Below are 23,874 nucleotides of genomic sequence, written 5' to 3' on the forward strand. Positions count from 1 at the left end.
GACGCGCCCGACGTCGACGAGCTGCCGGGGCTGCGGGCCCAGGCCGAGGAGCTGACCGAGCTGCTCGACCTCGGCTTCCACCACCGGGAGGTGCTGGGCCGGCTGGGCACCACCATCTCGCTGGGAGTGCTGCTCGGCGGGCCGGCCGGCTCCGGAAAGTCGGCGCTGGTCCGGGCGGTCGCGGCCCGGGTCGGTGCCCGCGTCCACCCGCTCTGGGCACCCGAGGTGGCCGCGCTGGCCAACCAGGCCGCCGCCGACCGGCTGCGTGCCGTGGCGGCGGCGGTCCGCGCCGACGGGCCGGCGGTGCTGCTGGTCACCGATGTGGAGGCGATCGCCCCGGCGGATGAGCCCGGCCCGGTGGCGACGGTGTTCCGCCAGGTGCTCGCGGAGACCGTCCGGTCGGGTGCCGCCGTGGTGTGCACCACCGGCCGGCCGGAGGCGGTCGACCCGGCGCTGCGCGCGCCGGACCTGCTGTCGCTGCGGATCAGCATCCCGCTACCCGACCCGGCGCTGCGCCGCGAGCAGCTCACCGTGCTGACCCGGCAGGTGCCGCTGGCCGACGACGTCCGGCTCGACGAGGTGGCCGGGCGTACCCCCGGGTTCGTCGCGGCGGACCTGGCGGCGCTGGTCCGGGAGGCTGGGGTACGCGCCGCGCTGCGCCAGAAGTCGGCCGAGACGCCGACCGTGTCGATGGCCGACTTCACCGCCGCCCTGGAGGTGGTCCGGCCGACCACGATGGCCGCCTCCACGCTGGAGCTGGCCTCGGTGACGCTGGACGACGTGGGTGACCTGGTCGAGGTCAAGCAGACGCTGAGCGAGTCGGTGCTCTGGCCGCTGACCTACCCGGACACCTTCGCCCGGCTCGGCGTGCAGCCGCCGCGCGGTGTGCTGCTCTACGGGCCGCCGGGCTGCGGCAAGACGTATCTGGTCACCGCGCTGGCCGGCTCGGGTCGGGCGAACGTGCTCTCGGTGAAGGGCGCGGAGCTGCTCTCCAAGTGGGTGGGTGAGAGCGAACGCGCGGTCCGTGAGCTGTTCCGCCGGGCCCGGGAGGCAGCCCCGACGTTGATCTTCCTGGACGAGGTGGACGCGCTGGCGCCGGTCCGTGGCCAGACCAGCGACGGCGGGACCACGGACCGGGTGGTCGCCGCGCTGCTCACCGAGCTGGACGGGGTGGAGACGCTGCGCAACGTGGTGGTGGTCGGCGCGACGAACCGACCGGACCTGGTCGACCCGGCGCTGCTGCGGCCGGGACGGCTGGAGCGGCTGGTCTACGTGCCGCCGCCGGACGGAGCGGCCCGCGCGGACATCCTGCGGGCCGCGTCCCGGCACGTGCCGCTCGCGCCGGACGTCGACCTGGCCGCACTCGGCGAGGAGTTGGACCGGTTCTCCGCGGCCGACTGCGCGGCGCTGCTCCGGGAGGCGGCGCTGGCCGCGATGCGTGAGTCGTTGGCCGCGGCCACGGTCACCGCCGCGCACATCGCCACAGCGCGGCGCCGGGTCCGTCCGTCGTTGGACCCGGCTCAGGTCGCCTGGCTGGCCCGGTACGCCGCCGATCGAGGGTGATCAGATCAAACTGACCCGGGAGTCAACCTTTCGTCGTACCCAGGGTGTTCCTAGGACGTCACATCCTCAGTGGAGACATCCACGACGAGTCAGGCGGTGTTCCTTGCGCAAGCTGCTCTCGCTTCTCTTCGTTCCCCTGGTGGCGGCGGCCACCCTCACCACGGTCGGTGCACCGGCAACCGCCCATCCGGCAAAGCCGTTTCCGGCCCGGATCGCCCTGCCCAACGGGTTCACCCCCGAGGGTTTGACGATCGGCCGGGGCACCACCGTGTACGTGACCTCCATTTTGGACGGAGCGGTGTGGCGCGGTGACTTACGTACCGGGCGTGGTTCGGTGCTGATCCCGGCCGTGCCGGGCAAGGACAAGGCCGGCCTGAAGCTCGACCCGCAGGGCCGGCTGTGGACCGCCGACTTCTCCGGTGGCGGCGCCAGCGTCTACGACGCCGAGACCGGCGCCCAACTGGCCCACTACCAGTTCACCGACGAGCCGGGCAGCTACGTCAACGACCTCGTGATCACCAAGCGCGCGGTCTACTTCACCGACTCGGGCCGGCAGGTGCTGTACGTGGTGCCGCTGGGCCACGGTGGCCGGCTGCCAGCCGCCACGGCCTTCCGGGTGCTGCCGCTCAGCGGACCGGCTGCGACGCTGGACGCCTACCACAACGGGATCGTGGCACTGCCCGACGGCGACCTGCTGGTCGCACAGATGCTGCCCGGCCGGCTGGTACGCATCGACCCGCGCACCGGCGGCAGCCGCCTCGTCGACCTCGGTGGCTACTCCGTGGAGCGGGCCGACGGTCTGGTGCTGCGCGGCCACACCCTCTACGTGATCCGCAACCTCACCAATGTCATCGCGGTGGTCCGGATGAACAGCGGCTACACCGCCGGGGTGGTGCAGCGGGAGATCACCGGCCCGCAGCTGCGGTCGCCGGCCACCGGTGACCTGCTCGGCTCGGCGTTGTACGTGGTGAACGGTCGCTTCGACGTGGAGTCCACGCCGGACACCGACTACGACATCGTCCGCGTGCCGGCCTGATCCCAGCGGCCGGCGGCAGCCCCCTTCCGGGGTTGCCGCCGGCCGTCAGTCGGTGGGGAGCAGCGGACCGAGTGGGCCGAGGTCCAGATTGAGGTCCTCGGGTGCCAGGCCGAAGTGCTCGCGCAGCCCGACCATCTGCTCCTCCAGCGCCATCAGCGTCACCCCGATCCGCTCGATCTGCTCCTCGGTCAGGTCACCGAGGTCGACCCGGCGCAGCGCCTGCCGCTCCATCAACTGCCGCAGCAACTCCACGATCGTGAGCACCAGGCTGGCCAGCCCTCGCTCGACCGAGTCGCGGTCCACCGCGATCCGGCGGTCCAGCGGGGTGACCCGGGGCGGCCGCCACGACTCCGCGCCCAGCGCAGCGGCCAGCTCCGTCGCCTCGTCCCGCCCGGTCATCCGGCGTCCTCCGGCGGGGCCAGCGCGCCGACCGAGGCGACCAGCGCGCGCAGCGAGATCCGGACGAGGTCCACGTCGGCGATGGCCAGGGTGAGGTCGCCGCTGATCACGACCCCGGTGGCGAGCACCCTGTCGAGCAGGTCCACCAGGGCCACCGGCCGGTAGGCCAGCGGATCGTCCGCGCTGCTCGGCGCGAGCGCGGTGGTCACCAGGGCTCCCGTACGGTGTGCGCCGGCTCCGGCCGTTCCGTGACGAAGGAGTACGCCGGCCACGGCCCGGTCAGCTCCAGCCGGATCTCCGGATGCCGGCTGCCCAACGCGGCGACCAGGTCGGTGAAGCCGGGCAGCGCCGCGAGGTCCACCAGGTACGCCCCGTTGAGCACCATCGGGGTGGACGCCCCGGAGAGCCGCCGGTCCTGCGGCGCGTGCCGCCGGCCGGCCACGGCCAGCTCGCACAACGCGGCGTGCACCGTGTCCGCCGCCGCGCTCGCCGCCTGCTGGCCCTCCTCCCGGGCGGTCAACTGTGCCCGGCGCCGCCGCAGGTACGCCGTCCCCACGCCGCCCGCCCCGACCGGCTCGGCGCTCGTACGGGCCGCGCCCGGCACCAGGAAGCCCTTCACGCCCCACTCGCCGCGTCCGGTGAGGCGGTCCAGGGTGGCGACCAGCTCGCCCCGGCACGCGGCGAGGGACCCGGCCACCCGCTCGTCGTCGGTGTGCACGGTGGCGAGCCGGGCCGGCACCACCGGTCCCCGACGGGCCAGCGCCTCGACCACGCCGTGGTGCGCCCGGGCCGCCCGCTCCAACCACGCCAGGTCCTCCAGGTTGCGGCGCAGCGGCTGCTCGCCGTACTCGTCCAGCGGCGCGGTGCTGACCACGGCGACCAGGCCGGAGGCGGACACCGCCCGGACCGGGGCGCCGTCCATCCCGGCGATCGCCGCCAGCGCCGCCGGATCGGCGTCCCGGACCACGCCGTGCAGCCAGGCCCCGGCCGTCGGGGCGGGCCGGTCAGCGGCTACCTCAGCCGTCGAACTCATTCCACTCCTCCAGTTCGGCGTCCCGGCGACGCGCCCGGGCCGCCACCCGGGGCCGGCGCTCCGCCTCGACCTGCTCCGGGTCACGCGGTCCCGGCTCCACCGGGGGCCGGGCCCGCGAGCTGAGCCACGGGTCGTGCTCCCACCAGTCGATGCCGATCTGCCGCGCGGTGTCGACCGACGCGATGACCAGCCGCAGTTTCAGCGTCAGCAGCTCGATGTCGAGCAGGCTGACCCGGATGTCACCGGCGATCACGATGCCCCGGTCGAGGACCCGCTCCAGGATGTCGCCCAGGTTGGCCGGCTCGTGGCCGGCGGGCAGAACCTGGCCGGAGTTCTGCACGACCGACGGAGCCTGCGGTCTGGTCATCTCAGCCCACCTCGCCCTTTCCGCGCTGGTAGCGACGCACCCGCCGGTAGCCCAGCAGTCCCCCCTCGATGTCGAGTTCGACCTCGTAGAGGCCGAGCAGATCGGTCGAGGCGGGAATCCGGTGGTCCTCGACCACCTCGACCCCGATCAGCCAGCCGTCGTCGGTGGCCTGAAGCGAGGTGGTCCCGACCGGGTCCCGACCGGTCAGCTCGACGACCTGGCGCAGTCCTTCCCGGGCCGCCTCCGCGGCCGACACCGGCTCGACGTACTCCTCCTCGTCGTACTGGTCTGCGTCGCCGCTCTCCGGCTCCCGCCGGCGGGCGCGTTCGTCGCCTTGGATTGCCACCCCGCTCACCTTCCCCGCCGCCGGTCCGGGTCACCCGGCCGGTCCGCACGCCGTCGCTGGCCGGTCTCCCGCAGCCTCCGGGCGCGGGCCGGGCGGTTCCCCGCCCGGCCCGCGTCCGGGGCAGCACTACGAGCGGCGCCGCCACCCGTGCCGGTCAACCGGTCCAGGACCTGCTGCTGTCTCAGGTCACGCTCCTGCGAGGTGATGTCGCCAGCGGCCGCCGCCGCGTCCAACTCCTCCAGCTCACGCCGAATGTTGGCCGGGTCGTACCGCTGTGCCTCCGCCTCCCGCGCGATCACCTTCACCACCGCGGTCAGCCCTCGCATCGGGGCGTACGGCAGCGTCAGCAGCCCCCAGAGGATGTCCATGCGTCACTCCACCAGCTGATGCGCGCTGACGAAGTCGTACGGGGCGAGCGGCCCGAGCAACCGCATTCGGATCACGTCCCGCCGCTGCTCGGCGAACTCCTCCACCGCCTCGACGAACTCCTCCTCGCGGTCGACGTCGACCAGGAAGGCGGCGTTCACCGCGTCCAGTTCGTTGCTCGGCGGGCGCGGTGCGTTCGAAACCGACAGCGGAACGAGCGTGTCGATCAGCTGCCGGCTCTCCGCCTCCCGGCGCAGCTCAACCGCCTGGCTGATCATCTCGCCAAGTCGGATCCGCTGCTCCCGGGTGGCCGCCTCGGACAGTCCCCGCACCTGGTCGGCGAGGTCCGCGGCGGCCGGGCTCCCGGCGAGAATCTCGGCGATCAACTCCTGCTCGTCGTAGCGGCCGTGCACCGTGTACTGGATCCGATCCTCCAACTCGTCGAGCGCCGCCGCGAACCGGTCATGGTGCGCGTCGAGCAGGTCGGCCACCGCGTCCGGCCCGGTGACGACCGTGCCGAACCGCACCGGGAGCACCGGCGCCACTGCCGCCGTCCCGTCCAGCAGTTGCTGGTACGCGGTCAGGTCCGCCGGCCGGCCCAACGCTTCCTCCAGCCCAACCTCGCTGACCAGCGCGGCGAGCCGGCCCTGCCGGACCACGTCCACCTCGCCCGGCGGGTCGCCGACACCGACGGCATCCGGGGTCGGCTCCACGTCGGAGGGGACGATGCCGTAGACGAAGAGCCCGATCTCGTCGGCCATCTCAGCGCTCCTCGTCCCGCCGTCGGCGCGGTCGAGGCCGGTCCCGGTCCCGGTCCGAGCCGAGCTCGCCGACCGCGTCCTTCACCGCACCACCGATCGCCCCGACGGTCTTGCCGAGACCGGCGGCGGCCTTGCCGGCGCCAACGGCTCCCGAGGCGCCGCCGACCAGGTCCGGGAGCCCCTTCTGCTTCTTGGGCGTGATGTCGAGCCGATCCACCGCCTCAGCGAACCGCAGGTACGTTTCGACGCTGGCGACGACGATCCGGGCGTTGATCTCCAGAAGTTGGATGCCGACCACGGCGACCGAAACCTGGGCGTCGATCACCACGCCCTTGTCCAGCACGGTCTCCACGACGTCGGCCAGCCCGGAGGACGAGCCACCTCGCTCCAAGGCGCTGCCGGCCTGGGCACCGCTCGTCGCGACGCTCATTCGCCCCGCTCCTCTCGCCGACGGCGGACCACCGGGCGCCGAGGCGCCTCCGGGGCACGCCGGGCGGCCGGGCTTGGACGCTGCGGCTCATCGCGCGGCTGCGAACGACGGGCGCGCTCGGGTGCCCGACGACGCGGCGGCGGCTGTTCCTCCTCCGGCTCCTCGTCCTCGTACTCCTCGTCGTACTCGTCCTCGTACTCGTCGTACTCCTGCTCCGGAGGGCGACGCCGTTCCGGCGGCCGGCGGCGGCCCCGCTCGGGCTGGCGGGCGCGCCGCTCCTGCTCGGGCTCCTCCTGCTCCTCCGGCGCCGGCCCTTCCCGCCCCCGCTGTTCCTGCTGCTCGCGCTGTTCCTGCTCCTCGCGCAGGGCGGTCTCGTGGTCCTTGACCACCTGGGAGTCGCGGATCTCGCCGCGCCAGCCTTCGACCGAGTCGGGGTCGAGCGCGGTCTGGGTCATCACGTGCCGGACGAAGTGCTTCAACTCCAGCCGCGCCCGGCGGCCCTGGGCCCGCCAGAGGTTGCCGGTGTGCTCGAAGAGCCCCTGCGGGTGGTACTCCAGCACCACCAGGATGCGGGTCAGGTCGGGGGTGATCTCGTGGAAGCTGACGGTGCCGTCGACCGAGCCCTTCTCACCCTTGGACCGCCAGTGGATGAGCCCGTCCGGCACCTGCCGGACGATGGTGGACTCCCAGGTGCGATGCGACCAGAAGACCCGCGCCTTCCAGGTCATCTTCTCGTCGGAGTCGTTCTCGGCCTGCTCGACCTTCTTCATGAAGCTCGGGAAGTCGCCGAACTGCGTCCACTGGTTGTACGCGGCCCGCACCGGCACGCCGACCTCGATCGTCTCGACGATGTTGGTGACCTTCAGCTTCTTGCCGCCCTTGCCGCCGCCCTTTCCGCTAACGCGGCCCAGAGCCGACATCACCTTCTCCTTACCGCCGGCCATCCCGGCATGAACCATCGCCTTCACCGGTGAGTGACCCTCGGCGAGCTTCTGCGCGCCGGTCGCGGCGGCGATCAGACCGGGTCCGCCGCCCTGGCGCGCGTACTCACTGAGCCGGCCGGTCGCGCCGGTGATCCGCTCGTTCACCACCGTCATCGCCCGCTCGCCGATCGCCTCGGCCAGGTTGCGAACCTCGTCGGCCAACTGGCCGCGGAGCTTGTCACCAAGTCCGCCCGGGTTGGTGTTTCCCGCCATGGTCACCGCCCCCGCCGCTGACCGGCCGCCGCGTCGTCCCGGCCGGTCTGGTTCGCCGTGTCGCGGTCGTCGTCGCGACCCGCGTCGTCCTCGCGGCCCGTGTCGTCGCCGGCACCGCTCTGGTCTCCGGAACGGCGGCGCAGCGCGTCGGCCGAGCCGCGCAGCCGACCGGTGAGCGCGTCGACGCTGCTGCCGGCCGCCGCGCTGGCGGCGGCCCGGCCCGCGTTCACCAGTGGCCCGCCGAGCTGGCTCAGGTTGCTCAGATGGGGGGACGAGTGCAGCACGTCGCTGCCGCGCTTCAGCAGCCCGCCGGGGGCCCGACTGGCCCGACCGGCGGCGACCGCGGCGGCCAGGGTGAGTGCGGTACGCAGCTTGCGGCGGCGGCCCAGCAGGTAGCCGAAGCCCACCGCCAGCCCGATTCGTGTTCCGGTCTTCATCAGTTCTCCTTCGTTCCCCGGAGGTCCGGACGCCTGGCGATGGGGCCAGAAGGGGCTACCGGGGAATAGCGCGAAGCATGCCTTCGGTCAGACGTCCCGTATCTGCGGACCCGGCGGGCAGTACCCGGCGGCATTCCGCCGAAACCATTCCGGCAATTTCCGGATGCGTCCGCGCACGCCAACAGGAAATGCGGGAATGGACGCCCCAATACGGACGTTCAGGCGGCAAACACCAGGCAGAACGACAGAGAAGGCGAAACTTCAGAATCGTTTCAGAGTGCTGGTGGCGTCGAATCGAGGCAGATTTCGGCACGCACCTTGCCGGCGTCCTCGCGCAGTTTCGCACCGCACTTCTTCAGTACGCCGACCGCGGCGACGTTGTCCGCGGTCGTGTCCGCCACCACGGCCCGCATGCCCGCCCGGGCGGCGGCGTTCAGCAACTCGCGCAGGGCGGTCACGCCGATCCCCTGCCCGCGTGCCGACCGGCCGAGCCACATGCCGGCCTCGACTGTGCCGGGCTCGTCACAGCGTGTCATCCGGACCATGCCCACCACCTCGCCGCCGACGAGGATCGCGTACATCTGGGAACGGGTCGGGCCGTCCAGGCCGCCGAAGCTCGCCCGGTGAAAGTCCCGGAACGCCTCCCGGCGGGCGAGCGACCAGCCGGCGGGAGCCTCGACCGGAGGCATCACATCACCCGGCTCGGCCTCGGCAGCCGCTACGGAGAGCAATGGCTCCAAGTTCTGCTCGTCCACCGGCTCCAACCGGACCGCACCCGCCACGTGCCGCAGTCTGCCGCCCTCATCGGTCGAAGTCCACCCCATTGGGCATCCACTGGCGGTCCGGCTACCGGTACCGACCGGTCGGACCGCCCCCAGCGTTCCACCTCACGCTCTGTTGCCACCCGGCCGAATCGCGGGGGCCTCAGGTCGCCGGTTCGAACTCGCAGAACACCACCGAGGCGTCGTCGGTGGGCTTGTGCCGGCGCAGCCGGTCGGGATGGTCGCGCTCGGCCTCCCGGACCCGGTCGAGCAACGCGCCCGGCCCGTCGGCGCCCAGCATGTCCAGCAGGCCCGCCCAGTCGGTCAGCCCGAACTGGTCGACAGCACTGGATGCGCCGTCGCTGAGCAGCGCCGCCCGGCGCAGCGCCCCCGGCCCCCGCCGGGGCAACGTCCCGGTCACCGCGTGGAAGGCCGCGTCCGGATCAGCCGCCGCCACCCAGTAGCCGTGCGTGCGGTTCATCCGTTCCCGCTGGACGCCCACGGCGTGCCGGAAGCGGGTCACCGGGTCCCCGCCGGCCGGCACCGTGGCGACCGTCCGGCGCAGCTCGGCCACCGCCGCCTCCAGCCGGTCGTCGGTCACCACGCTGACCTGGCCGGTGTCCAACACCAGCGGGCTGTCGCAGAGCACCAGATAGTCCACCTTGTCGCCGCACTCACGCAGCAGGCAGACGGTGCTGGACGGCGTACCGGGATGATCAAGGTCGCACTGCTCGCCATGGTCGGCGCGGACGGCGAGAATGGCCGCGGCCAGGTTGCTGGTCAGCCTGGCGGACGGACGTGCCGCCTCGGCCACGCCGATCCGGGCGGCCAGGTGCCGGACGTACCACTCCGGCCCGTGCACACAGCCGGTGTCGAAGCCCTCCGGCACGGTGGCGCCGTCCAGAACGCCGACCAGCGGGCCGAACCGGAAGACCATGTCCTCGTTGACCAGCCGGCCCGGGGCTGGCGCGGACGCGGAGCGTACCCGCATCATCGGCGCCTGCCCCGCCCGGCCGGCTCAGCGCTGCCGGAGATCGTCAGCGGCCGCATGCGCCTGCCCCTGCATCTGCCCGGCGGCCGAACGGCCCTGGTCGCGTACCGCGGACACCCCCTGCCCGGCGGTGGACCGCACCGACTGCGCCGCCTGCTGCGCGGGCTCCCGCAGGTTGTCCTGCATCTGGTGGCCGATCTGGCTCGCCTGCCCGCGCAGCTGGTCGGAGTGCTCGCTCACCATGCCCCGAGCGCGGCCGGCGAGTTGCCTCTCCCGCCCGCTCGGCGGGAGCAGCGAGGCGGCCAGCAACCCGACACCGAAAGCGACCAGACCGGCGGCCAGCGGGTTGCCCTGCGCCTGCTCCCGGGACTGCCGCCCCAGTGAGCGAGCCTCGTCCCGCACGGAGCCCACGGCCCCCCGGGACTGCTGTCCGAACGACCGGCTCTCGTCGCGCACCGAGCCGGCGACGTGCGACATCCGCTGGCTGGCCTCCTGCCCCATGTGGCTCGTGCTGCCCATCACCTTCTCCTTCGCTCGGGCGAACGCGCCGCGGGCCTGCCCGACGCGCTCACCCGCGATCCGACGCGGGTTGACCTTGTCGGTCAGTGCGTCGACGTCACTGCTCAACTCGTTGCGGGTGGTCTCGATCTCCCGCCGGATCCGATCCGGATCACTGGACATGATCTCTTCCCTCCCGACTCGTTCACCGACCGCGCAGCGCGTTTGGCACTTCCCGGGCGGTCTGCTTCGACCGGGGCAGCACCGCACGCGCCCGCTGCAGCTGGTTCCGGGCGTTGATGAAGAGGCCACCGGCCACGACCGCCCAGATCACCGCGACGATCAGCGCCGCCCAGCCCTGGTCCATCGTGTTGGACAGCCCCCACCACACCGCGTACGACACGAACAGGACGGCCAGGAACCCGGCCAGACCCGCCCCGCCGAACATGCCGCCGGCCTTGCCGGCCTGGCTCGCCTCCTCGCGGAGCTCGGCCTTGGCCAGCTCGACCTCCTTGCGCATCAGCGTGGAGAGGTCCCGGGTGACGTCACCCAGCAGGTCGCCGACCGAGGCCTGGGCCCGCTCCTTCTCCGGGGCGCTCACGGTGCCACCCCGCCTGGCAGGTCCGGCTCCGGCCGACCGGCCGGCGAGATGTTCTGCGCCCGAGCCGCACCGGTGTACGGCTGTTCGGGCTGGTAGGGCGCGTTGAACCCCCGGTCGTAGGGCTCCGGTCCGCCCCCGTCCGGATGCCCGTATTCGGCCGCCTGGCCGCCTGGCATCCCTGCGCCGCCAGCGCTGGTCAGACCACGGGTGAGTCGCCCGACCAGCAGTCCGGCCAACGCCGCGCCGGCCAGGAACATCCCGGGGTTGCGTCGGGCGTACGTGCGTACCTCGTCCAGTACGTCCCCCGGCTCCCGTCCGTCCAGCCAGCCGGCGGCCCGTTGCGCGGCGTCCCCCGCTCGGCGGACCGCCTGGCCGGCCAGCCCGGAGTCACCGTCCCGCTCGGCCATCGAGTTGAGCCCCTGGCCTAGGTCGCGCAGCCCGTCGACAGCCCGCTGCTGTTGCGACCGTGCCTGCTCACGCAGCTGGCCGGTGGCCTCCCCGGTCAGGTTCCGGGCCTGCTGGCGCGCTTCCGCGGCCACCTGGCCGCCCTGCTCGGCGGCGGCGTGGGCCACCTGTCCACCGGCCTGCGTGGCCTGCTGTCCGACCCGGGACGCCTCCTGCCGAGCCTGCTGTGCGGTGCCGGTCGCACCCTGTGGTGGCCGGCTCGGGTTGTTACCCGTCATAGCCCGCTCCCTCCGTCGGCCCGGAGCCGCATGGCAGCGACCCGGGACGCACCCCGCCTACCCGCCGAATCTGGCGCCATGCTTCTGCCGGCCTGGACGGACCGGGCACCGGGGACGCCGCTCCCGGCGGTTGGCGGCCCGGCGGCCGACAACCCGACAATCAGGAGTCGGGGCAGGGTGGGCGGGCGATGGCGTCAGCGGCGGCGATTGCGGGCGCGCGACGAGCGGAGCCGGCGGAGCCGACCGATCAGCACGGGGTCGGCGGCGAGCGCCGCCGGGTTGTCGAGCAGCGCGTTGAGCAGTTGGTAGTACCGGGTCGAGGAGACCCCGAAGGTGTCCCGAACGGCCTGCTCCTTGGCACCCGCGTGCCGCCACCACTGCTGCTCGAAGGCGAGGATGGCCCGTTCCCGTTCGGTCAGCCCCGCCGCCGGCGCGGTGGCTTCGGCATCGGCCCCGGCGGCCGGCGCGGGGTCAGCGGTGCTCTCCACGGGCGGCACCGGTCGGGGTGTCGGGACCGTCGGCCCGCCACCGACCGCCACGTCGCCCGGACGAGCGTCGGTGGACGGCTCGGGGGAGGCCGGGGTGGCGTCGGCGGGCATGGCGCTCAGCCTAGCCAGGGTCGGCCCGGGTCGCAGCAGCCGGCGCAGCCGGCCCCGCACCGCCGGGAAACCCGACGGCCGGACCGGCCGCACCGCGCCGCGTCGGTCAGGAGATGTCCCGCCGTCGCATCGCCCAGAGTGCCGCGCCGAGGATCACCACCAGCCCGACGGAGAGCAGCACAGAGGACTGCTGCCAGGTGATGTCCAGCGTGTCCGGCTTGCACTCGCCGTAGTAGGTGGCGTTGTTGCAGGAGTTCCAGTCCTGCAGGGTGATCTTCTTCTGCATCCAGGCCGCCACGTACGTGGGCAGCAGCCATGCCTCGGCGAACCGCACGCTCGCCATCGACAGCAGGATGCCGAGGCCGAACTGCCCGACCACCATCACCGCCACCACGCCGCCGAGGGCCATCGCGGTGTGCCGACCCAGCGAGGCCAGCGCGAAACCGATGGCTGTGACCACCAGTACCAGCGCCACGCCGCGCAGCCCGGTGAGGGCGAACGACTGCCATGCGCCGGACGTCATCTTCTCGGTGCTGCCCCGGAAGGTGGCGATCGCCCAGAACCCGGCGAACCAGAGCACCGCCGCGGGCAGCGTCACCGCCAGAATGCCGGTGAGCAGCGCGGCCAGTTTGGTGAGCAGGACGGTGAGCCGCTTCGGCCGCCAGAGCAGCAGGTTCATCATGCCGCCGGTGCTCCACTCGGCGCCGACGAAGGACGCGCCGACCACGAACCCGACCAGGGCGAGGATCGCCGCGAACGGGATCAGCGTCTCGTCGAACGTCTGCCGGAAGTTGAACGTCGAGGGCAGGAACCACTCCGCCTGGATCGACTCCCGGGGCGGCGCCGTGATCATTGAGCAGTCGTCGGGGTAGCGGCCGTCGTTCGGCGTACCGGCGGCCTTGGCCTGCTCGCAGTTGACGCGTTCCTGCTCGCTCCAGCGCACCTGCTCCTGGTACTGCTGGTCGGCCTGGCGCTCGGCCCGGGCCAGCTGGCTCGCGTCGATCTTCTGGTTGGTGAAGAACACCCCGACCACCACCGCGGCCAGCACCAGCAGGCCGAGCAGTGACATGTAGCGGGTGAAGCGCCGCTTGGCCAGCCGGCGCAGCTCCGTACGATAGAGGCTCACGCGCCCCACCCTCCCCCGGTGGCGCCGGGCTGCCCCGTCCCACCGACCTTCGTGGACTCGTCGACCTGCCGGTGCTGGCCGGGGACCGGCGCGGTGGCGGTCAGTTCGAGGAAGACGCTCTCCAGGTCGACGGCGACCGGGGCCAGCTCGCTGACGTAGAGGTCGTTCTCGGCGAGCAGCCGGGTCACCGTGGCCGGCTTGTCGACACCGGCCAGCATCAGGTGGTCCGGGTGGCCGGTGACCCGGATCCCGGCCCGGGTGAGCGCGTCGGTGGCCGCGGGCAGGTCGCTGACCGCCTCCAGCCGGACCCGGACCGCGCCGGACGAGTGCTGGGCGAGCACCTCGTCGACCGGGCCGAAGGCGACCCGCCGGCCCAGCGAGATGATCGTGACCGAGTCGCAGATCAGCTGGATCTCGCCGAGGATGTGGCTGGACAGCACCACGGTCATCCCCGATTCGGCGAGCGTCCGCATCAGCGTGCGCATCTCCCGGATGCCGCCCGGGTCGAGGCCGTTGGCCGGCTCGTCGAGGATGAGCAGCTTCGGGTTCTTCAGCAGGGCGGAGGCGACGGCCAGCCGCTGCTTCATGCCCAGCGAGTACGTCTTCACCCGCTCGCCGGCCCGGTCGCGTAGACCGACCAGCTCCAGCACCTCGTCGACCCGACCGGCCGGCACCTCGCCCGCCCCGGCCAGCAGGGACAGCGTGTCCCGGGCGGAGAAGTGCGGGAAGAACTGCGGGCTCTCCACGATCGCGCCGACCTGACCGGCGACGGTGGGCAGCGCGCCGGGCACCTCGTGCCCGAGCAGCGCCATCCGGCCGCCATCGGGCCGGATCAGGCCGAGCAGCGTGCGCAGCGTGGTGGTCTTGCCGGACCCGTTGGGGCCCAGGAAGCCGTGCACCTGCCCGGCGTCGACCCGCATGTCGAAGCCGTCGAGCGCGTTGCGGGTGCCGCGTCGACGACTCTTGTACGTCTTACGTAGACCTTCGATCTCCAGGACAGCTGGCAAGCTGCACCTCCCCCGATGGTGGGCGTGACAGCCGACACCATACGCGGTATGCAGGCACGCGCAATACGCGGTATGCATCGACGCGCCGGGCGATGCGTTTCATCGACCGAGAGTGACGGGTCAGGCGCAGACGACCTGCACACCGGCGGCGCGGAAGGCCTCCACGACCTCGGGGGCGGCGCCGGAGTCCGTCACCAGCGTCTCGACCCGGTCGACGGGGCAGATCCGGGCGAACGCGTGACCGCCCAACTTGGACGAGTCCGCGATGATCACCACCCGCTTGGCGCGAGCCACCATCAGGTTGTTCATCGCCGCCTCTCCCTCGTGGTGGGCGGCGGCACCGAGCTGCGGGTCGATCGCGTCCACGCCGAGCAGCGCGACGTCCAGGGTCACCTCACGCAGCAGCGCCCCGCCCAGGGGACCGACCAGCTCGAACGACTTCGGGCGCACCACGCCGCCGGCCACCACGACCTTCATCCGTGATCGGACCAGCAGCTCGTTCGCGATGTTCAGCGCGTTGGTCACCACGGTGAGCTGGGCACCCTCGGCACTGGTGTTCAGGTCCGGCCGGACGGCCAGGGCGCGGGCCACCTCGGTGCTGGTGGTGCCGCCGTTCAGGCCCACCACCGTGCCGGGCGTGACGAGCGCCGCGGCGGCGGCGCCGATCCGCTGCTTCTCCGCCGAGTGCTTGGCCGTCTTGTAGCGCAGCGGCAGGTCGTAGGAGACCCCGTTGGCGACCGCGCCACCCCGGGTCCTGGTGATCATCTGCTGCTGGGCGAGCTGGTCGAAGTCGCGTCGGATGGTGGCCTGGGAGACGTCCAGCCGCTCAGCGGCCGCCTCGACGCTGACCCGGCCGTTGTCGGTCAGCATCTCGAGCAGGGCGTTCCATCTGGCGTACCGGTCCACCGCGGGGGCCCCTCCCAGTGACTGCACGGACGGTGATTGATTGCGTGCACACTAGTGCGCGAAACTAGGGTGGCGCAAAAGACCGGCCTGCGCGATCGGCCGGTCGGTTGCCACGACCACCCGGGTTCACGCAGAATGACGCGCGAAATACGGGTGTAACGAGCCGTATTGCGCACCGGCCGGCCCTGCGAGGAGTTCCCATGGCGTACGTGGACGCGGAGATCGCGAGTCAACCCGACTGCTGGCGGGAGGCAGCCGAGCTGGCCGGCGCCGTGCGCGGTGACCTGCCGCGCCCCGGTGAGCGGGTCGCCGTCGTCGGTTGCGGCACGTCGTGGTTCATGGCGATGGCGTACGCCGCCCGCCGCGAGCAGGCCGGCCAGGGCGAAACCGACGCGTTCCAGGCGTCCGAGTTCCCCACCGGCCGCCACTACGACCGGCTGATCGCCATCACCCGCTCCGGCACGACCACCGAGGTGCTGGAGCTGCTCATCGCGCTACGCGGGCGGGTGCCCAGCACCGTCATCGTCGGCGACCCGGCGTCCCCGGCGGTCGACCTCGCCACCGCCGCGGTGACCATGCCCTTCGCCGACGAGCGCTCGGTGGTGCAGACCCGCTTCGCGACCACCGCTCTGGCCCTGCTCCGGGCCCACCTCGGCGACCCGGTGACCGCGCTCGCCGCCGACGCCGAGGTGGCGGTGCGCGCCCCGCTGCCGATCGACCCCGCAACCATCGGGCAGGTCACCTTCCTCGGTCGGGGGTGGACGGTCGGGCTGGCCCAGGAGGCCGCGCTGAAGTGCCGCGAGGCGGCCACCTTCTGGGCCGAGGCGTACCCGGCGATGGACTACCGGCACGGGCCCATCTCGATCGCCGCGCCCGGCCGGCTGGTCTGGGCGTTCGGCGAGCTGCCCGACGGGCTGCCCGAGGACGTGGCCGCCACCGGTGCGGCCTTCGTACACAGCCGCACCCACGGCTGCCGCACGGTGCTGGGCAGTTGGGCCGCCGGTCGTACCCCGGTCGACCCGATGGCCGACCTGATCCTGGCCCAGCGCTTCGCGGTCGCGCTGGCCACCAGCCGGGGCCTCGACCCGGACGCACCCCGACACCTGACCCGGTCGGTGGTGCTGGCGTGAGCGACGCCGTGCCCGTCGACCAGGTGGTCGTCGCGCTGGACGTCGGCGGCACCGGCATGAAGTGCGCCCTGGTCCGGCCGGACGGCGTCGCGGTACGCACCGAGCGGCACCCCACCAACGCCGCGCGCGGCCCGGCCGCCGTGGTCGGCACCATCCTGGACGTCGCCGAAGGGCTGGCCGACAAGGCCCGCGCCGACGGGCTCACCCCCGTCGCGCTCGGCATCGCCGTGCCCGGAGTGGTGGACGAGGCGCGCGGGGTCGCGGTCTGGTCGGCGAACGTGGGCTTCCGGGACGTACCGCTGCGGGACCTGGCGGTGGCGCGGCTCGGCCTGCCCACGGCGCTCGGCCACGACGTGCGGGTCGGCGGTCTCGCCGAGGCCCGACTCGGTGCCGGGCGCGGCACCGGGCACGTCCTCTTCGTGGCGATCGGCACCGGCATCGCCGCCGCGCACGTTGTCGACGGCACGGCCGCCGTCGGCGCACACGGCGCCGCCGGGGAGATCGGCCACATCCTGGTCCGTCCCGGCGGGCCACGCTGCGGCTGCGGCCGGCCCGGCTGCCTGGAGGCGGTCGCCTCGGCCGCCGCAATCGGCCGCCGCTATGCCGAGCTGGCCGACGAGTCACCCGACGGGCCGGTGACGGCGGCCGAGGTGGCCGAGCGGGCCGCAGCCGGCGAGCCGCTCGCCGGCCGCGTCTGGCAGGAGGCGGTCGAGGCACTCGCCGACGGCCTGGCCTCCGGGCAGGCGCTGTTCGACGTGGCGACGATCGTGCTCGGCGGCGGACTGGCCCAGGCCGGGGACCGGCTGCTCGTCCCCCTGCGGGCAGCGCTGCACGAGCGGATGACCTTCCACCGGGAGCCGCGGCTGGTCGCGGCGGCCCTCGGCGACGAGGCCGGTTGCCTCGGCGCCGCCCTGCTCGCCCTGGACGCCGCGCGCGTCCCTGACCATCAGGAGAAGCAATGACCGTACGGGTGAACGGCCGAGTGGTGACCCCGAACGGTGTCATCCGGCAGGGCTGCGTCGAGTGGGACGGCGACCGGATCACCGCGGTGGCGGAGTATCCGTCGGTCCGCGACGGGCACTGGATCCTGCCCGGCTTCGTCGACATGCACACGCACGGCGGTGGCGGGCACACCTTCACCACCGGAGACGCCGACCAGGCCCGGGCTGCCGCCGGCTTCCACCTGGCGCACGGCACCACGACCCTGCTGGCCAGCCTGGTCAGCGCGCCCTTCGCGCTGATGCGCGCCGCCACCGAGGCGTTCGCCCCGCTGGTCGATGAGGGCGTGCTGGCGGGCATCCACTTCGAGGGTCCCTATCTCTCCGCCGTCCGCTGTGGGGCGCAGAACCCGGAGTACCTGCGCGACCCGTCCACCGACGAACTGGCCGAGCTGATCGAGCTGGGTGGGGGCGCGATCCGGATGGTCACCCTCGCCCCGGAGCGCGACGGCGCGCTGGAAGCGATCAAGCTGCTCACCGCCCAGCGGGTGGTGGCCGCGGTCGGCCACACCGACGCCACGTACGACCAGACCCGCGCCGCGGTCGCCGCGGGTGCGAGCGTCGGCACGCACCTGTTCAACGGCATGCGCCCGGTGCACCACCGTGAGCCCGGCCCGGTGATCGCCCTGCTCGACGCGCCCACCGTGGTCTGTGAGCTGGTCGCCGACGGGGTGCACCTGCACGACGGCATGCTCACCTTCGCCACCGCGACCGCCGGCCCGGACCGCGCCGCCCTGATCACCGACGCGATGGCTGCCGCCGGAATGGCCGACGGCGAGTACGAGTTGGGCGGCCAGGCCGTCACGGTGGCCGACGGGGTGGCCCGGCTGGCCCGTGACGGCTCGATCGCCGGTAGCACCCTGACCATGGACGCCGCACTGCGGCACGCCGTGGACGCCGGCATCCCCATGGCGGACGCGGCCCGGATGGTAGCCACCACCCCGGCCCGCGCCATCGGGCTGGGCGATCGGGTCGGCGCCCTCCAGGTCGGCCTCCGCGCCGACCTGGTGGTGCTGGACGAGGACCTGAACGTGGTCCGGGTGCTCCGCGGCGGCTCCTGGATCGAGTAACGGCGGCCGCTCGGGCGGCCGCCAACCCGGCTGTGCTGTTGCGGGCTGTCGTGTTCGGCTGTCGGCTGCGGCGGCGGGTCGTCCGGCACCGGCGGGGTCTGTTCCGCGCCCTGTAGAGCTGCCCCAGATGTGGGCAGGCTCGGCCGAGGCGGGGCAGGCGGGCCGAGGCGGTGGGGCAGGCGGGGCCGACAGACGCCCCATATCTGGGGCAGCTCTACAGCCTCGGCAACCACTGACAGGCGAACCCTCGCATCACCGCGAGTCCGATCGCCCCATATTCGGGGCAGCTCGACAGGTTGCGAACACCAGCGCGGCAACGGACAGGGGCACGCCGACGAGCGCGGGTCAGCCGGCGGTGGGAACCTCGACGCCGAGCACGGCCTGCTCGTCGGGGCGGTGCACCAGCACGTCGACCAGGTACGACTGAACCGCGTGGCGCATCCCCACGTCCCGGCCGGCCCGCTCGGAGAGGAGCCACTTGTGCTCGATGATCTGCGCGAACAGCTCCTGCGGCTCCAGCTTGCGGCGCAGGTGCGCGGGCACGGCCCGGACCACCGGCTCGAATACCTCGGTGACCCAGCGGTGCGCGGCCTGCTGCTCGTCGGTCAGGTCGCTCTCCGCCCGGTAGGCGTCCAGGTCGTTGAGCAGCTTGCGGGCCTGGTTCTCCTCGGCGTCCAGACCGGTCAGCCGCAGCAGCCGCCGGGTGTGGTAGCCGGCGTCGACCACCTTCGGCCGGACCAGGTAACGCCCGTCGTCGATGGTCGACATGGCCACCTCGGCCACGTCGAAGCCCAGCTCGTTGAGGCGGCGGATCCGGCCCTCGATGTCGTGTCGGGCCTCCCGCTCGACCGCCTGCTCGTAGGTGATCTCGTGCCAGAGCCGCTCGTACCGCTGCACGACTTCCTCGCAGACCACCTCCGGGTCGATGGACTCGTGCAGCAGGCCGGCGGCCTGGAGGTCCAGCGCCTCGCCGAAGATGTTCACCCGGGCGATCTCCAGGTCCTCGCCGCGCTGGCCGTTGGAGAGCGAGGTGTGCAGTGCGCCCGTCTCCGCGTCCACCAGGTACGCGGCGAACGCGCCCGCGTCCCGCCGGAACAGGGTGTTGGAGAGCGAGCAGTCGCCCCAGAAGAAGCCGGTCAGGTGCATTCGCACGATCAGCGCGGCGAGCGCGTCGAGCAGCCGGCTCATCGTCTCGGGCCGCAGCGTGTGCGAGAAGAGCGCCCGGTAGGGCAGCGAGAACTGCAGGTGCCGGGTGATCAGCACCGACTCGAGGGGCTCCCCGTCCTCGGTCTGCCGGTCGGCGACGACCGCCACCGCCTCGACCGACGGGAAGTCGATCCGCTCGAGTGCCCGGAGCAGGTCGTACTCCCGCTCAGCGATCCGCTCGCGAGTCTCCTTGAACGCGTAGACGTAGTCGCCGAGCCGGACGAACCGGACGATGTGCCGGGAAATGCCCTGCGGCAGAGCCACCAGGTGCTGGGCAGGCCACTCCTCCAGCGGAGTCGACCAGGGAAGGTCGAGCAGCGCCGGGTCCACGAGGGCAGAGGTGATCCGCACGGGCACAAGCATGACGCGTCGCCCCCCGCATTCGCCTCCCAGCGTGGCTGGGCCCACAGCGCGGGATGCCGCGGCCTCGCCCGGGGCCGGTAGCGTGGTCCCGTGCTCAAACCCACGGCGGTACGACGTGACCTGCGGCTACGGCCCGTCAGCCCGGCCGGCTGGTGGTTCGACGTGCTGCTGCTGGTCGGGTTCGGCGCGTTGACCCTGGCCCTTGCCAGGGGGGCGCTGCTCGGGTTGGACCTCGACGTCCGGGAATGGGCCTACGCCCATCACCCCGCGCCGATCTACTGGACGGCGCGGGTGCTCAACTACCTCGGGCAGGGTGGCTGGCTGCTGATGCCGCTCTCCGGGGCGCTCGCCGTGGCAGTGGCCTGGCGGGCCCGCACGGTTCGACCGCTGCTGCTGGTAGCGGGGGCTTTCGTGCTGCTGTACCTGACAGTGGGGCCGCTCAAGCTCCTGACCGACCGGGCCGCGCCCAGCTCGGATCTGCCGCCGACCCAGTCCGTCCGGATCTTCAACGACCTGCCGCCCACCGAGTACGACCTCTCCTACCCGTCCGGGCACGTCGCCAACGCGATCGTCTGGTACGGGGTGATCGCCGCACTGCTGACCGCGCTGACGGCCGGGCGGCTGCACCCGAGGGTGCACCGGCTGGTCCGATTCGCCCCGCCGGCGATCCTGCTGGTCACCACCACATACCTGAACTTCCACTGGCTCACCGACGGGGTGGCGGCGCTGCTGCTCGGGCTGTTCCTGGACCGGCTGCTGCACCGGGTGCCCTGGGACGACGTGCCGCTACCCGGCCGGCTACGCGAATGGGACCGTCCGTTCACCTCGTACCCGTAGGTTTCGGTCCGTGGACCAACTGGCGCGCAGGCTGGGCGTACCCGATGCGGTGGTCATCGGGCTGGGGTCGATGCTCGGCGCGGGCGTCTTCGTGGTGTTCGCCCCGGCCACGGCGGCGGCCGGGGGCGCCGGGCTGCTGCCCGCGCTGGTGCTCGCCGGGGTGATCGCCTTTTGCAACGCCACCAGCTCGGCGCGGCTGGCGGCGCGCTACCCGGAGTCCGGCGGCACCTACGTGTACGGCCGGGAACGCCTCGGCCCGCTGGCCGGCTTCGTGGCCGGCTGGGGTTTCGTGGTGGGCAAGACGGCGAGCTGCGCGGCGATGGCGCTGACCATCGGCGCGTACCTGTGGCCGGGGCAGGCCCGGCTGGTCGCGGCCGGCGCGGTCGTCGCGGTGACCGCGGTGAACGTGCGCGGCATCGGCAAGACGGCCGCCGCCACGAAGGCGCTGGTCGCCGTGGTGCTCGCCGTGCTGGCCCTGGTCGCGGTCGTCGGCGTCACCGGCGGCGGCCTGGCGCTGGACCGGCTCGGCGAGACCGGCGGGTCGAGCCGTGGCGTGCTCACCGCCGCCGGGCTGCTCTTCTTCGCGTTCGCCGGGTACGCGCGCATCGCCACCCTCGGCGAGGAGGTCCGTGACCCGGAGCGGACCATCCCCCGCGCGGTGCCGCTGGCGCTCGGCGCGGTGCTCGCGATCTACCTGGTGCTGGCCGTGATCACGCTCGGCGTGCTCGGCGCCGACCGGCTGGCCGGATCCGCAGCGCCCCTGGTCGACGTGGTGACCGCCGCCGGGCTACCCGGCCTCGCCTGGGTGGTCCGCGCCGGTGCCACGATCGCGGTCACCGGGGTGCTGCTGTCGCTCGTCGCCGGGGTCGGCCGCACCACGCTGGCCATGGCCCGTCGCCGAGACCTGCCCGGCGCGCTGGCCGCGGTGCACCCGGTACGTCAGGTGCCGCACCGCGCCGAACTGGCGGTGGCCGTCGTGGTGATCCTGGTGGTCGCGATCGGCGACGTACGGGATGCGATCGGCTTCTCCAGTTGCACGGTGCTGGTGTACTACGCGATCACGAACGCGGCGGCGCTCACCCTGGGCCGGGACCCGGACCGGCGGCTACCGGTTCAGGTGCTCGCCGGGCTGGGGTTGGTCGGCTGCCTGTTGCTGGCGGTCAACCTGCCACTGGGCAGCGTGCTGGCCGGCTTCGGAGTGCTCGCCGTCGGCGCCGCCTGGCACCTCGTGCGGCAGCGGAGTCGCTGACCGGTCAGGCACCGGATGGGCCGCGCCGGGGGCCGAGGCAGCGACCTGCCAGTCGGCCGGCGCGGGCGCCGAGCGGGGGGCGGCCGGCGAGGTCGGCTCTCTGCCGAGGACGGGCCCGGCCGGCCGGGGAACCGGGCCGGTGCGGGTCGGCGGGGCGCACTGCCTGGTCAGCCAGTCCAGCCCACGTCGACGGGCGACCACGGTGAGCCGGTCGCCCGCGAAGATCACCTGCCGGGGGTCGAGGTCCTTCCACCAGATGGTCCTGGCGCCTCCGGCCGGGGTCCGGGCGATCAGCCGGACCTGCCCGTCCCGGTTGACCATGTCCAGTGGACGGCCGTCCAGCTCGGAGCCGGGGGCGACCGGCACCTCGGCGACCGGCAGCGCGTGCCGCTCGACCGGGATGGTGGTGATTACCGCTCGTTCGGTGAGGGCCCCGATGAAGGCCGGCGCCGCCAGGTACGAGACCGAACGGGACACCCCGAGGGCGAAGGTCTCCTCCACCCGTTCGGCGAAGTCACCGTCGAAGAGCCGCAGCACCACCCGCAGGTCGTCGCGGAGGTCCCGGGCGGCCAACGCCGCCTCCAGGTTGGCCACGTCATCGGTGGACGCCACCACCAGCGCCTGGCAGTCGGCGACCGACGCGGCGGCGAGGGTCTCCGGCAGCGCGGCGTCCCCCACGATCAGCGGCACCTCCAACTGCCGGGCCAGGGTGGCGCCGCGCGGCTCCGGGTCCTTGTCGATCGCCACCACCTCGACGTCGTACTCGCGGAGCTGCGCCATCACCCGGGTGCCGACGTTGCCGAGGCCGATCACCACCACGTGCCCGGCCCGGGCCGGTTGCAGCCGCCCGGTGTGCAGGGCCAGCCGTGCGTTGACGATGCCGTCCACCACCACCGCGGTGATCAACGGGATCAGCGCCAACCCGGCGAGGTTGAGCACCACCTGCATGATCTGCGCGTCGGCCGCCTTGTCGGTGTCCGGGTCCGCGCCGCTGAGTGTGGTGACCAGCGTCAGGTACAGCGCCTCCACCGGGGAGACGTCCTCGGCCCGGGAGATCAACGCGCCGAGCACCGCGATCACCGCGAGCACCAGCATCACCGCGACACCGATCTTGCGGGTGGCGAAGCCGCGTACGGCCCGCAGCAGCACCGCCATCGGGCGTCGGCGACGGCGGGCCCGGACCAGCCGGCGGGCGGCGACCTCGGTGCCCGGTGGCTGTCCGGTCGCCTCGGCGAGCACCAGGTCGGCGCCGGCCTGCTCGGCCGGCAGCAGCTCCACCCCCTGCTCCTCACTGAAGTCGGCCAACGCGCAGACCACGTCCTGCGGGCGGACGTCGGCGCGGCGAGCCACCCGCAGCGTCTTGTCCCGGTGCTGAAAGGAGTTCGGGTCGACCTCGCCGAGCGCGGCGGCCACGAACGCCGGCGCGGCCATCTCGGCGTCGGAGAGCACCTCGACCGGCGCCTTGAGCAGCTTGCGCACGCCGTCGGCGAGGGTGCCGTTGAACATCCGCAAGACCTGACGGACCCGCTGGTCGACGGCCTGGGCGCAGAGCGCGGCGTGCAGGTTGCCCACGTCGTCCTGGTGCAGCAGGGCCAGACCGGTCGCCCCGGCCAGACCGGCGGCCTCGAAGGTGGCCACATCCAGCCGTTCCGAGCGGACCACCCGGACCCCACGCAGCCCGGCCACGTCCGGCCCGTTGCTGCGGTAGCGCTCCGGCACCACCACGGTCACCCGGGCCCCGCCGGCCGGCAGCTCCGATTCGAGCATCGCCCGGGCCACGTAGTAGGCGAGCGCGTCCCGCCCGCAGATGACGTAGTGCGGTCGCGGATCGCCGGCGGACCGCAGCCGCCAGTTCCATTCGACCGCCCGTCGCGCCCGGTCCCGCCACGGCTCCGCCATGCCCGGATCGTAGTCA

26 protein-coding genes and 2 pseudogenes are annotated in these 23,874 nt (G+C 73.2%); 7 read left to right on the forward strand and 21 right to left on the reverse strand.

Annotated elements, in window-relative coordinates; genetic code table 11:
* Positions 1-3 precede the first annotated feature (3 nt).
* Both BUS84_RS21080 and BUS84_RS21085 read left to right on the forward strand, forming a co-directional pair.
* Positions 4-1,563 (forward strand): annotated as a pseudogene (locus BUS84_RS21080) (AAA family ATPase); the annotation flags it as partial.
* A 103-nt stretch (positions 1,564-1,666) separates the two neighbouring features.
* Positions 1,667-2,599, forward strand: coding sequence for an SMP-30/gluconolactonase/LRE family protein (locus BUS84_RS21085; RefSeq protein WP_074314963.1), 933 nt, complete (start codon positions 1,667-1,669; stop codon positions 2,597-2,599).
* A 45-nt stretch (positions 2,600-2,644) separates the two neighbouring features.
* On the opposite strand, the gene BUS84_RS21090 is transcribed toward BUS84_RS21085, so the two are convergent.
* The 19 genes from BUS84_RS21090 to BUS84_RS21180 all read right to left on the reverse strand — a co-directional run bounded on the left by BUS84_RS21090 (position 2,645) and on the right by BUS84_RS21180 (position 15,106).
* A complete protein-coding gene (locus tag BUS84_RS21090) occupies positions 2,645-2,998 on the reverse strand; it encodes a gas vesicle protein K (protein WP_084757541.1) in 354 nt (117 codons plus the stop codon).
* Complete coding sequence (locus BUS84_RS21095; protein ID WP_074314965.1) at positions 2,995-3,207, reverse strand: gas vesicle protein; 213 nt, start codon at positions 3,205-3,207, stop codon at positions 2,995-2,997. The genes BUS84_RS21090 and BUS84_RS21095 overlap by 4 nt, the downstream gene beginning before the upstream one ends.
* The gene (locus BUS84_RS21100) at positions 3,204-4,031 is read right to left on the reverse strand and encodes a GvpL/GvpF family gas vesicle protein (protein ID WP_074314966.1); all 828 of its coding nucleotides are present in this window, start codon (positions 4,029-4,031) and stop codon (positions 3,204-3,206) included. Before BUS84_RS21100 ends, BUS84_RS21095 begins: the two co-directional genes overlap by 4 nt.
* On the reverse strand, positions 4,015-4,398 hold the full coding sequence (locus BUS84_RS21105) for a gas vesicle protein (protein ID WP_074314968.1): 384 nt from the start codon (positions 4,396-4,398) through the stop codon (positions 4,015-4,017). The genes BUS84_RS21100 and BUS84_RS21105 overlap by 17 nt, the downstream gene beginning before the upstream one ends.
* 1 nt (position 4,399) lies before the next feature.
* Positions 4,400-4,744 (reverse strand): gas vesicle protein GvpO, encoded by a 345-nt coding sequence (locus BUS84_RS21110; RefSeq protein ID WP_208869710.1) that lies wholly within the window; start codon positions 4,742-4,744, stop codon positions 4,400-4,402.
* Positions 4,745-4,749: 5 nt separating this feature from the next.
* Entirely contained in the window at positions 4,750-5,112 is a 363-nt protein-coding gene (locus BUS84_RS21115; RefSeq protein ID WP_074314969.1) for a gas vesicle protein GvpG, read from the reverse strand.
* A gap of 3 nt (positions 5,113-5,115) precedes the next feature.
* On the reverse strand, positions 5,116-5,871 hold the full coding sequence (locus BUS84_RS21120; RefSeq protein WP_074314971.1) for a GvpL/GvpF family gas vesicle protein: 756 nt from the start codon (positions 5,869-5,871) through the stop codon (positions 5,116-5,118).
* A gap of 1 nt (position 5,872) precedes the next feature.
* Positions 5,873-6,301 (reverse strand): gas vesicle protein GvpJ, encoded by a 429-nt coding sequence (gene gvpJ / locus BUS84_RS21125; RefSeq protein ID WP_074314974.1) that lies wholly within the window; start codon positions 6,299-6,301, stop codon positions 5,873-5,875.
* Entirely contained in the window at positions 6,298-7,497 is a 1,200-nt protein-coding gene (locus BUS84_RS21130) for an SRPBCC family protein (RefSeq protein ID WP_074314975.1), read from the reverse strand. The genes gvpJ and BUS84_RS21130 overlap by 4 nt, the downstream gene beginning before the upstream one ends.
* A gap of 2 nt (positions 7,498-7,499) precedes the next feature.
* Positions 7,500-7,934 carry a hypothetical protein gene (locus BUS84_RS21135; RefSeq protein ID WP_074314977.1) on the reverse strand — a complete coding sequence of 145 codons (435 nt, stop codon included), beginning with the start codon at positions 7,932-7,934 and terminating at the stop codon, positions 7,500-7,502.
* A gap of 272 nt (positions 7,935-8,206) precedes the next feature.
* Entirely contained in the window at positions 8,207-8,716 is a 510-nt protein-coding gene (locus BUS84_RS21140; protein WP_074314978.1) for a GNAT family N-acetyltransferase, read from the reverse strand.
* Positions 8,717-8,858: 142 nt separating this feature from the next.
* Positions 8,859-9,686 (reverse strand): hypothetical protein, encoded by an 828-nt coding sequence (locus BUS84_RS21145; protein WP_074314980.1) that lies wholly within the window; start codon positions 9,684-9,686, stop codon positions 8,859-8,861.
* A gap of 27 nt (positions 9,687-9,713) precedes the next feature.
* On the reverse strand, positions 9,714-10,367 hold the full coding sequence (locus tag BUS84_RS21150; RefSeq protein ID WP_074314982.1) for a DUF3618 domain-containing protein: 654 nt from the start codon (positions 10,365-10,367) through the stop codon (positions 9,714-9,716).
* Between the two features lie 22 nt (positions 10,368-10,389).
* Positions 10,390-10,785: a phage holin family protein gene (locus BUS84_RS21155; RefSeq protein ID WP_074314984.1), complete on the reverse strand. Its 396-nt coding sequence runs from the start codon at positions 10,783-10,785 to the stop codon at positions 10,390-10,392.
* Complete coding sequence (locus BUS84_RS21160) at positions 10,782-11,468, reverse strand: hypothetical protein (RefSeq protein ID WP_084757542.1); 687 nt, start codon at positions 11,466-11,468, stop codon at positions 10,782-10,784. The genes BUS84_RS21155 and BUS84_RS21160 overlap by 4 nt, the downstream gene beginning before the upstream one ends.
* Positions 11,469-11,662: 194 nt before the next feature.
* Positions 11,663-12,067, reverse strand: a complete 405-nt coding sequence (locus BUS84_RS21165) for a DUF3263 domain-containing protein (protein WP_074318975.1) — start codon at positions 12,065-12,067, stop codon at positions 11,663-11,665.
* Positions 12,068-12,173: 106 nt separating this feature from the next.
* Positions 12,174-13,193, reverse strand: coding sequence for an ABC transporter permease subunit (locus tag BUS84_RS21170; RefSeq protein ID WP_074318976.1), 1,020 nt, complete (start codon positions 13,191-13,193; stop codon positions 12,174-12,176).
* The gene (locus BUS84_RS21175; RefSeq protein ID WP_074314985.1) at positions 13,190-14,200 is read right to left on the reverse strand and encodes an ABC transporter ATP-binding protein; all 1,011 of its coding nucleotides are present in this window, start codon (positions 14,198-14,200) and stop codon (positions 13,190-13,192) included. The genes BUS84_RS21170 and BUS84_RS21175 overlap by 4 nt, the downstream gene beginning before the upstream one ends.
* 120 nt (positions 14,201-14,320) lie before the next feature.
* Positions 14,321-15,106 (reverse strand): DeoR/GlpR family DNA-binding transcription regulator, encoded by a 786-nt coding sequence (locus BUS84_RS21180; protein WP_074314987.1) that lies wholly within the window; start codon positions 15,104-15,106, stop codon positions 14,321-14,323.
* A 200-nt stretch (positions 15,107-15,306) separates the two neighbouring features.
* Between BUS84_RS21180 and BUS84_RS21185 the strand changes: the two genes are divergently transcribed.
* The 3 genes from BUS84_RS21185 to nagA are packed head-to-tail and all read left to right on the forward strand — an operon-like array spanning position 15,307 to position 18,304.
* The gene (locus BUS84_RS21185; RefSeq protein ID WP_074314988.1) at positions 15,307-16,236 is read left to right on the forward strand and encodes an SIS domain-containing protein; all 930 of its coding nucleotides are present in this window, start codon (positions 15,307-15,309) and stop codon (positions 16,234-16,236) included.
* A complete protein-coding gene (locus BUS84_RS21190) occupies positions 16,233-17,198 on the forward strand; it encodes an ROK family protein (protein ID WP_074314990.1) in 966 nt (321 codons plus the stop codon). Before BUS84_RS21185 ends, BUS84_RS21190 begins: the two co-directional genes overlap by 4 nt.
* Positions 17,195-18,304, forward strand: a complete 1,110-nt coding sequence (gene nagA / locus BUS84_RS21195) for an N-acetylglucosamine-6-phosphate deacetylase (RefSeq protein ID WP_074314992.1) — start codon at positions 17,195-17,197, stop codon at positions 18,302-18,304. Before BUS84_RS21190 ends, nagA begins: the two co-directional genes overlap by 4 nt.
* A gap of 345 nt (positions 18,305-18,649) precedes the next feature.
* Here nagA and BUS84_RS21200 read toward each other — a convergent pair whose 3' ends face one another.
* On the reverse strand, positions 18,650-19,861 hold the full coding sequence (locus tag BUS84_RS21200) for a DUF4032 domain-containing protein (RefSeq protein WP_143728470.1): 1,212 nt from the start codon (positions 19,859-19,861) through the stop codon (positions 18,650-18,652).
* Positions 19,862-19,963: 102 nt separating this feature from the next.
* On the opposite strand from BUS84_RS21200, the gene BUS84_RS21205 reads away from it, so the two are divergent.
* On the forward strand, positions 19,964-20,710 hold the full coding sequence (locus BUS84_RS21205) for a phosphatase PAP2 family protein (protein ID WP_074314996.1): 747 nt from the start codon (positions 19,964-19,966) through the stop codon (positions 20,708-20,710).
* Between the two features lie 10 nt (positions 20,711-20,720).
* Positions 20,721-21,959 (forward strand): APC family permease, encoded by a 1,239-nt coding sequence (locus tag BUS84_RS21210; RefSeq protein WP_074314998.1) that lies wholly within the window; start codon positions 20,721-20,723, stop codon positions 21,957-21,959.
* Here BUS84_RS21210 and BUS84_RS21215 read toward each other — a convergent pair.
* Positions 21,948-23,858: pseudogene (locus tag BUS84_RS21215) on the reverse strand (potassium channel family protein); the annotation flags it as partial. The gene BUS84_RS21210 and the pseudogene BUS84_RS21215 sit on opposite strands and share 12 nt — an antisense overlap.
* Positions 23,859-23,874 lie beyond the last annotated feature (16 nt).

The organism is Micromonospora cremea, from assembly GCF_900143515.1.
Lineage (GTDB): Bacteria > Actinomycetota > Actinomycetes > Mycobacteriales > Micromonosporaceae > Micromonospora > Micromonospora cremea.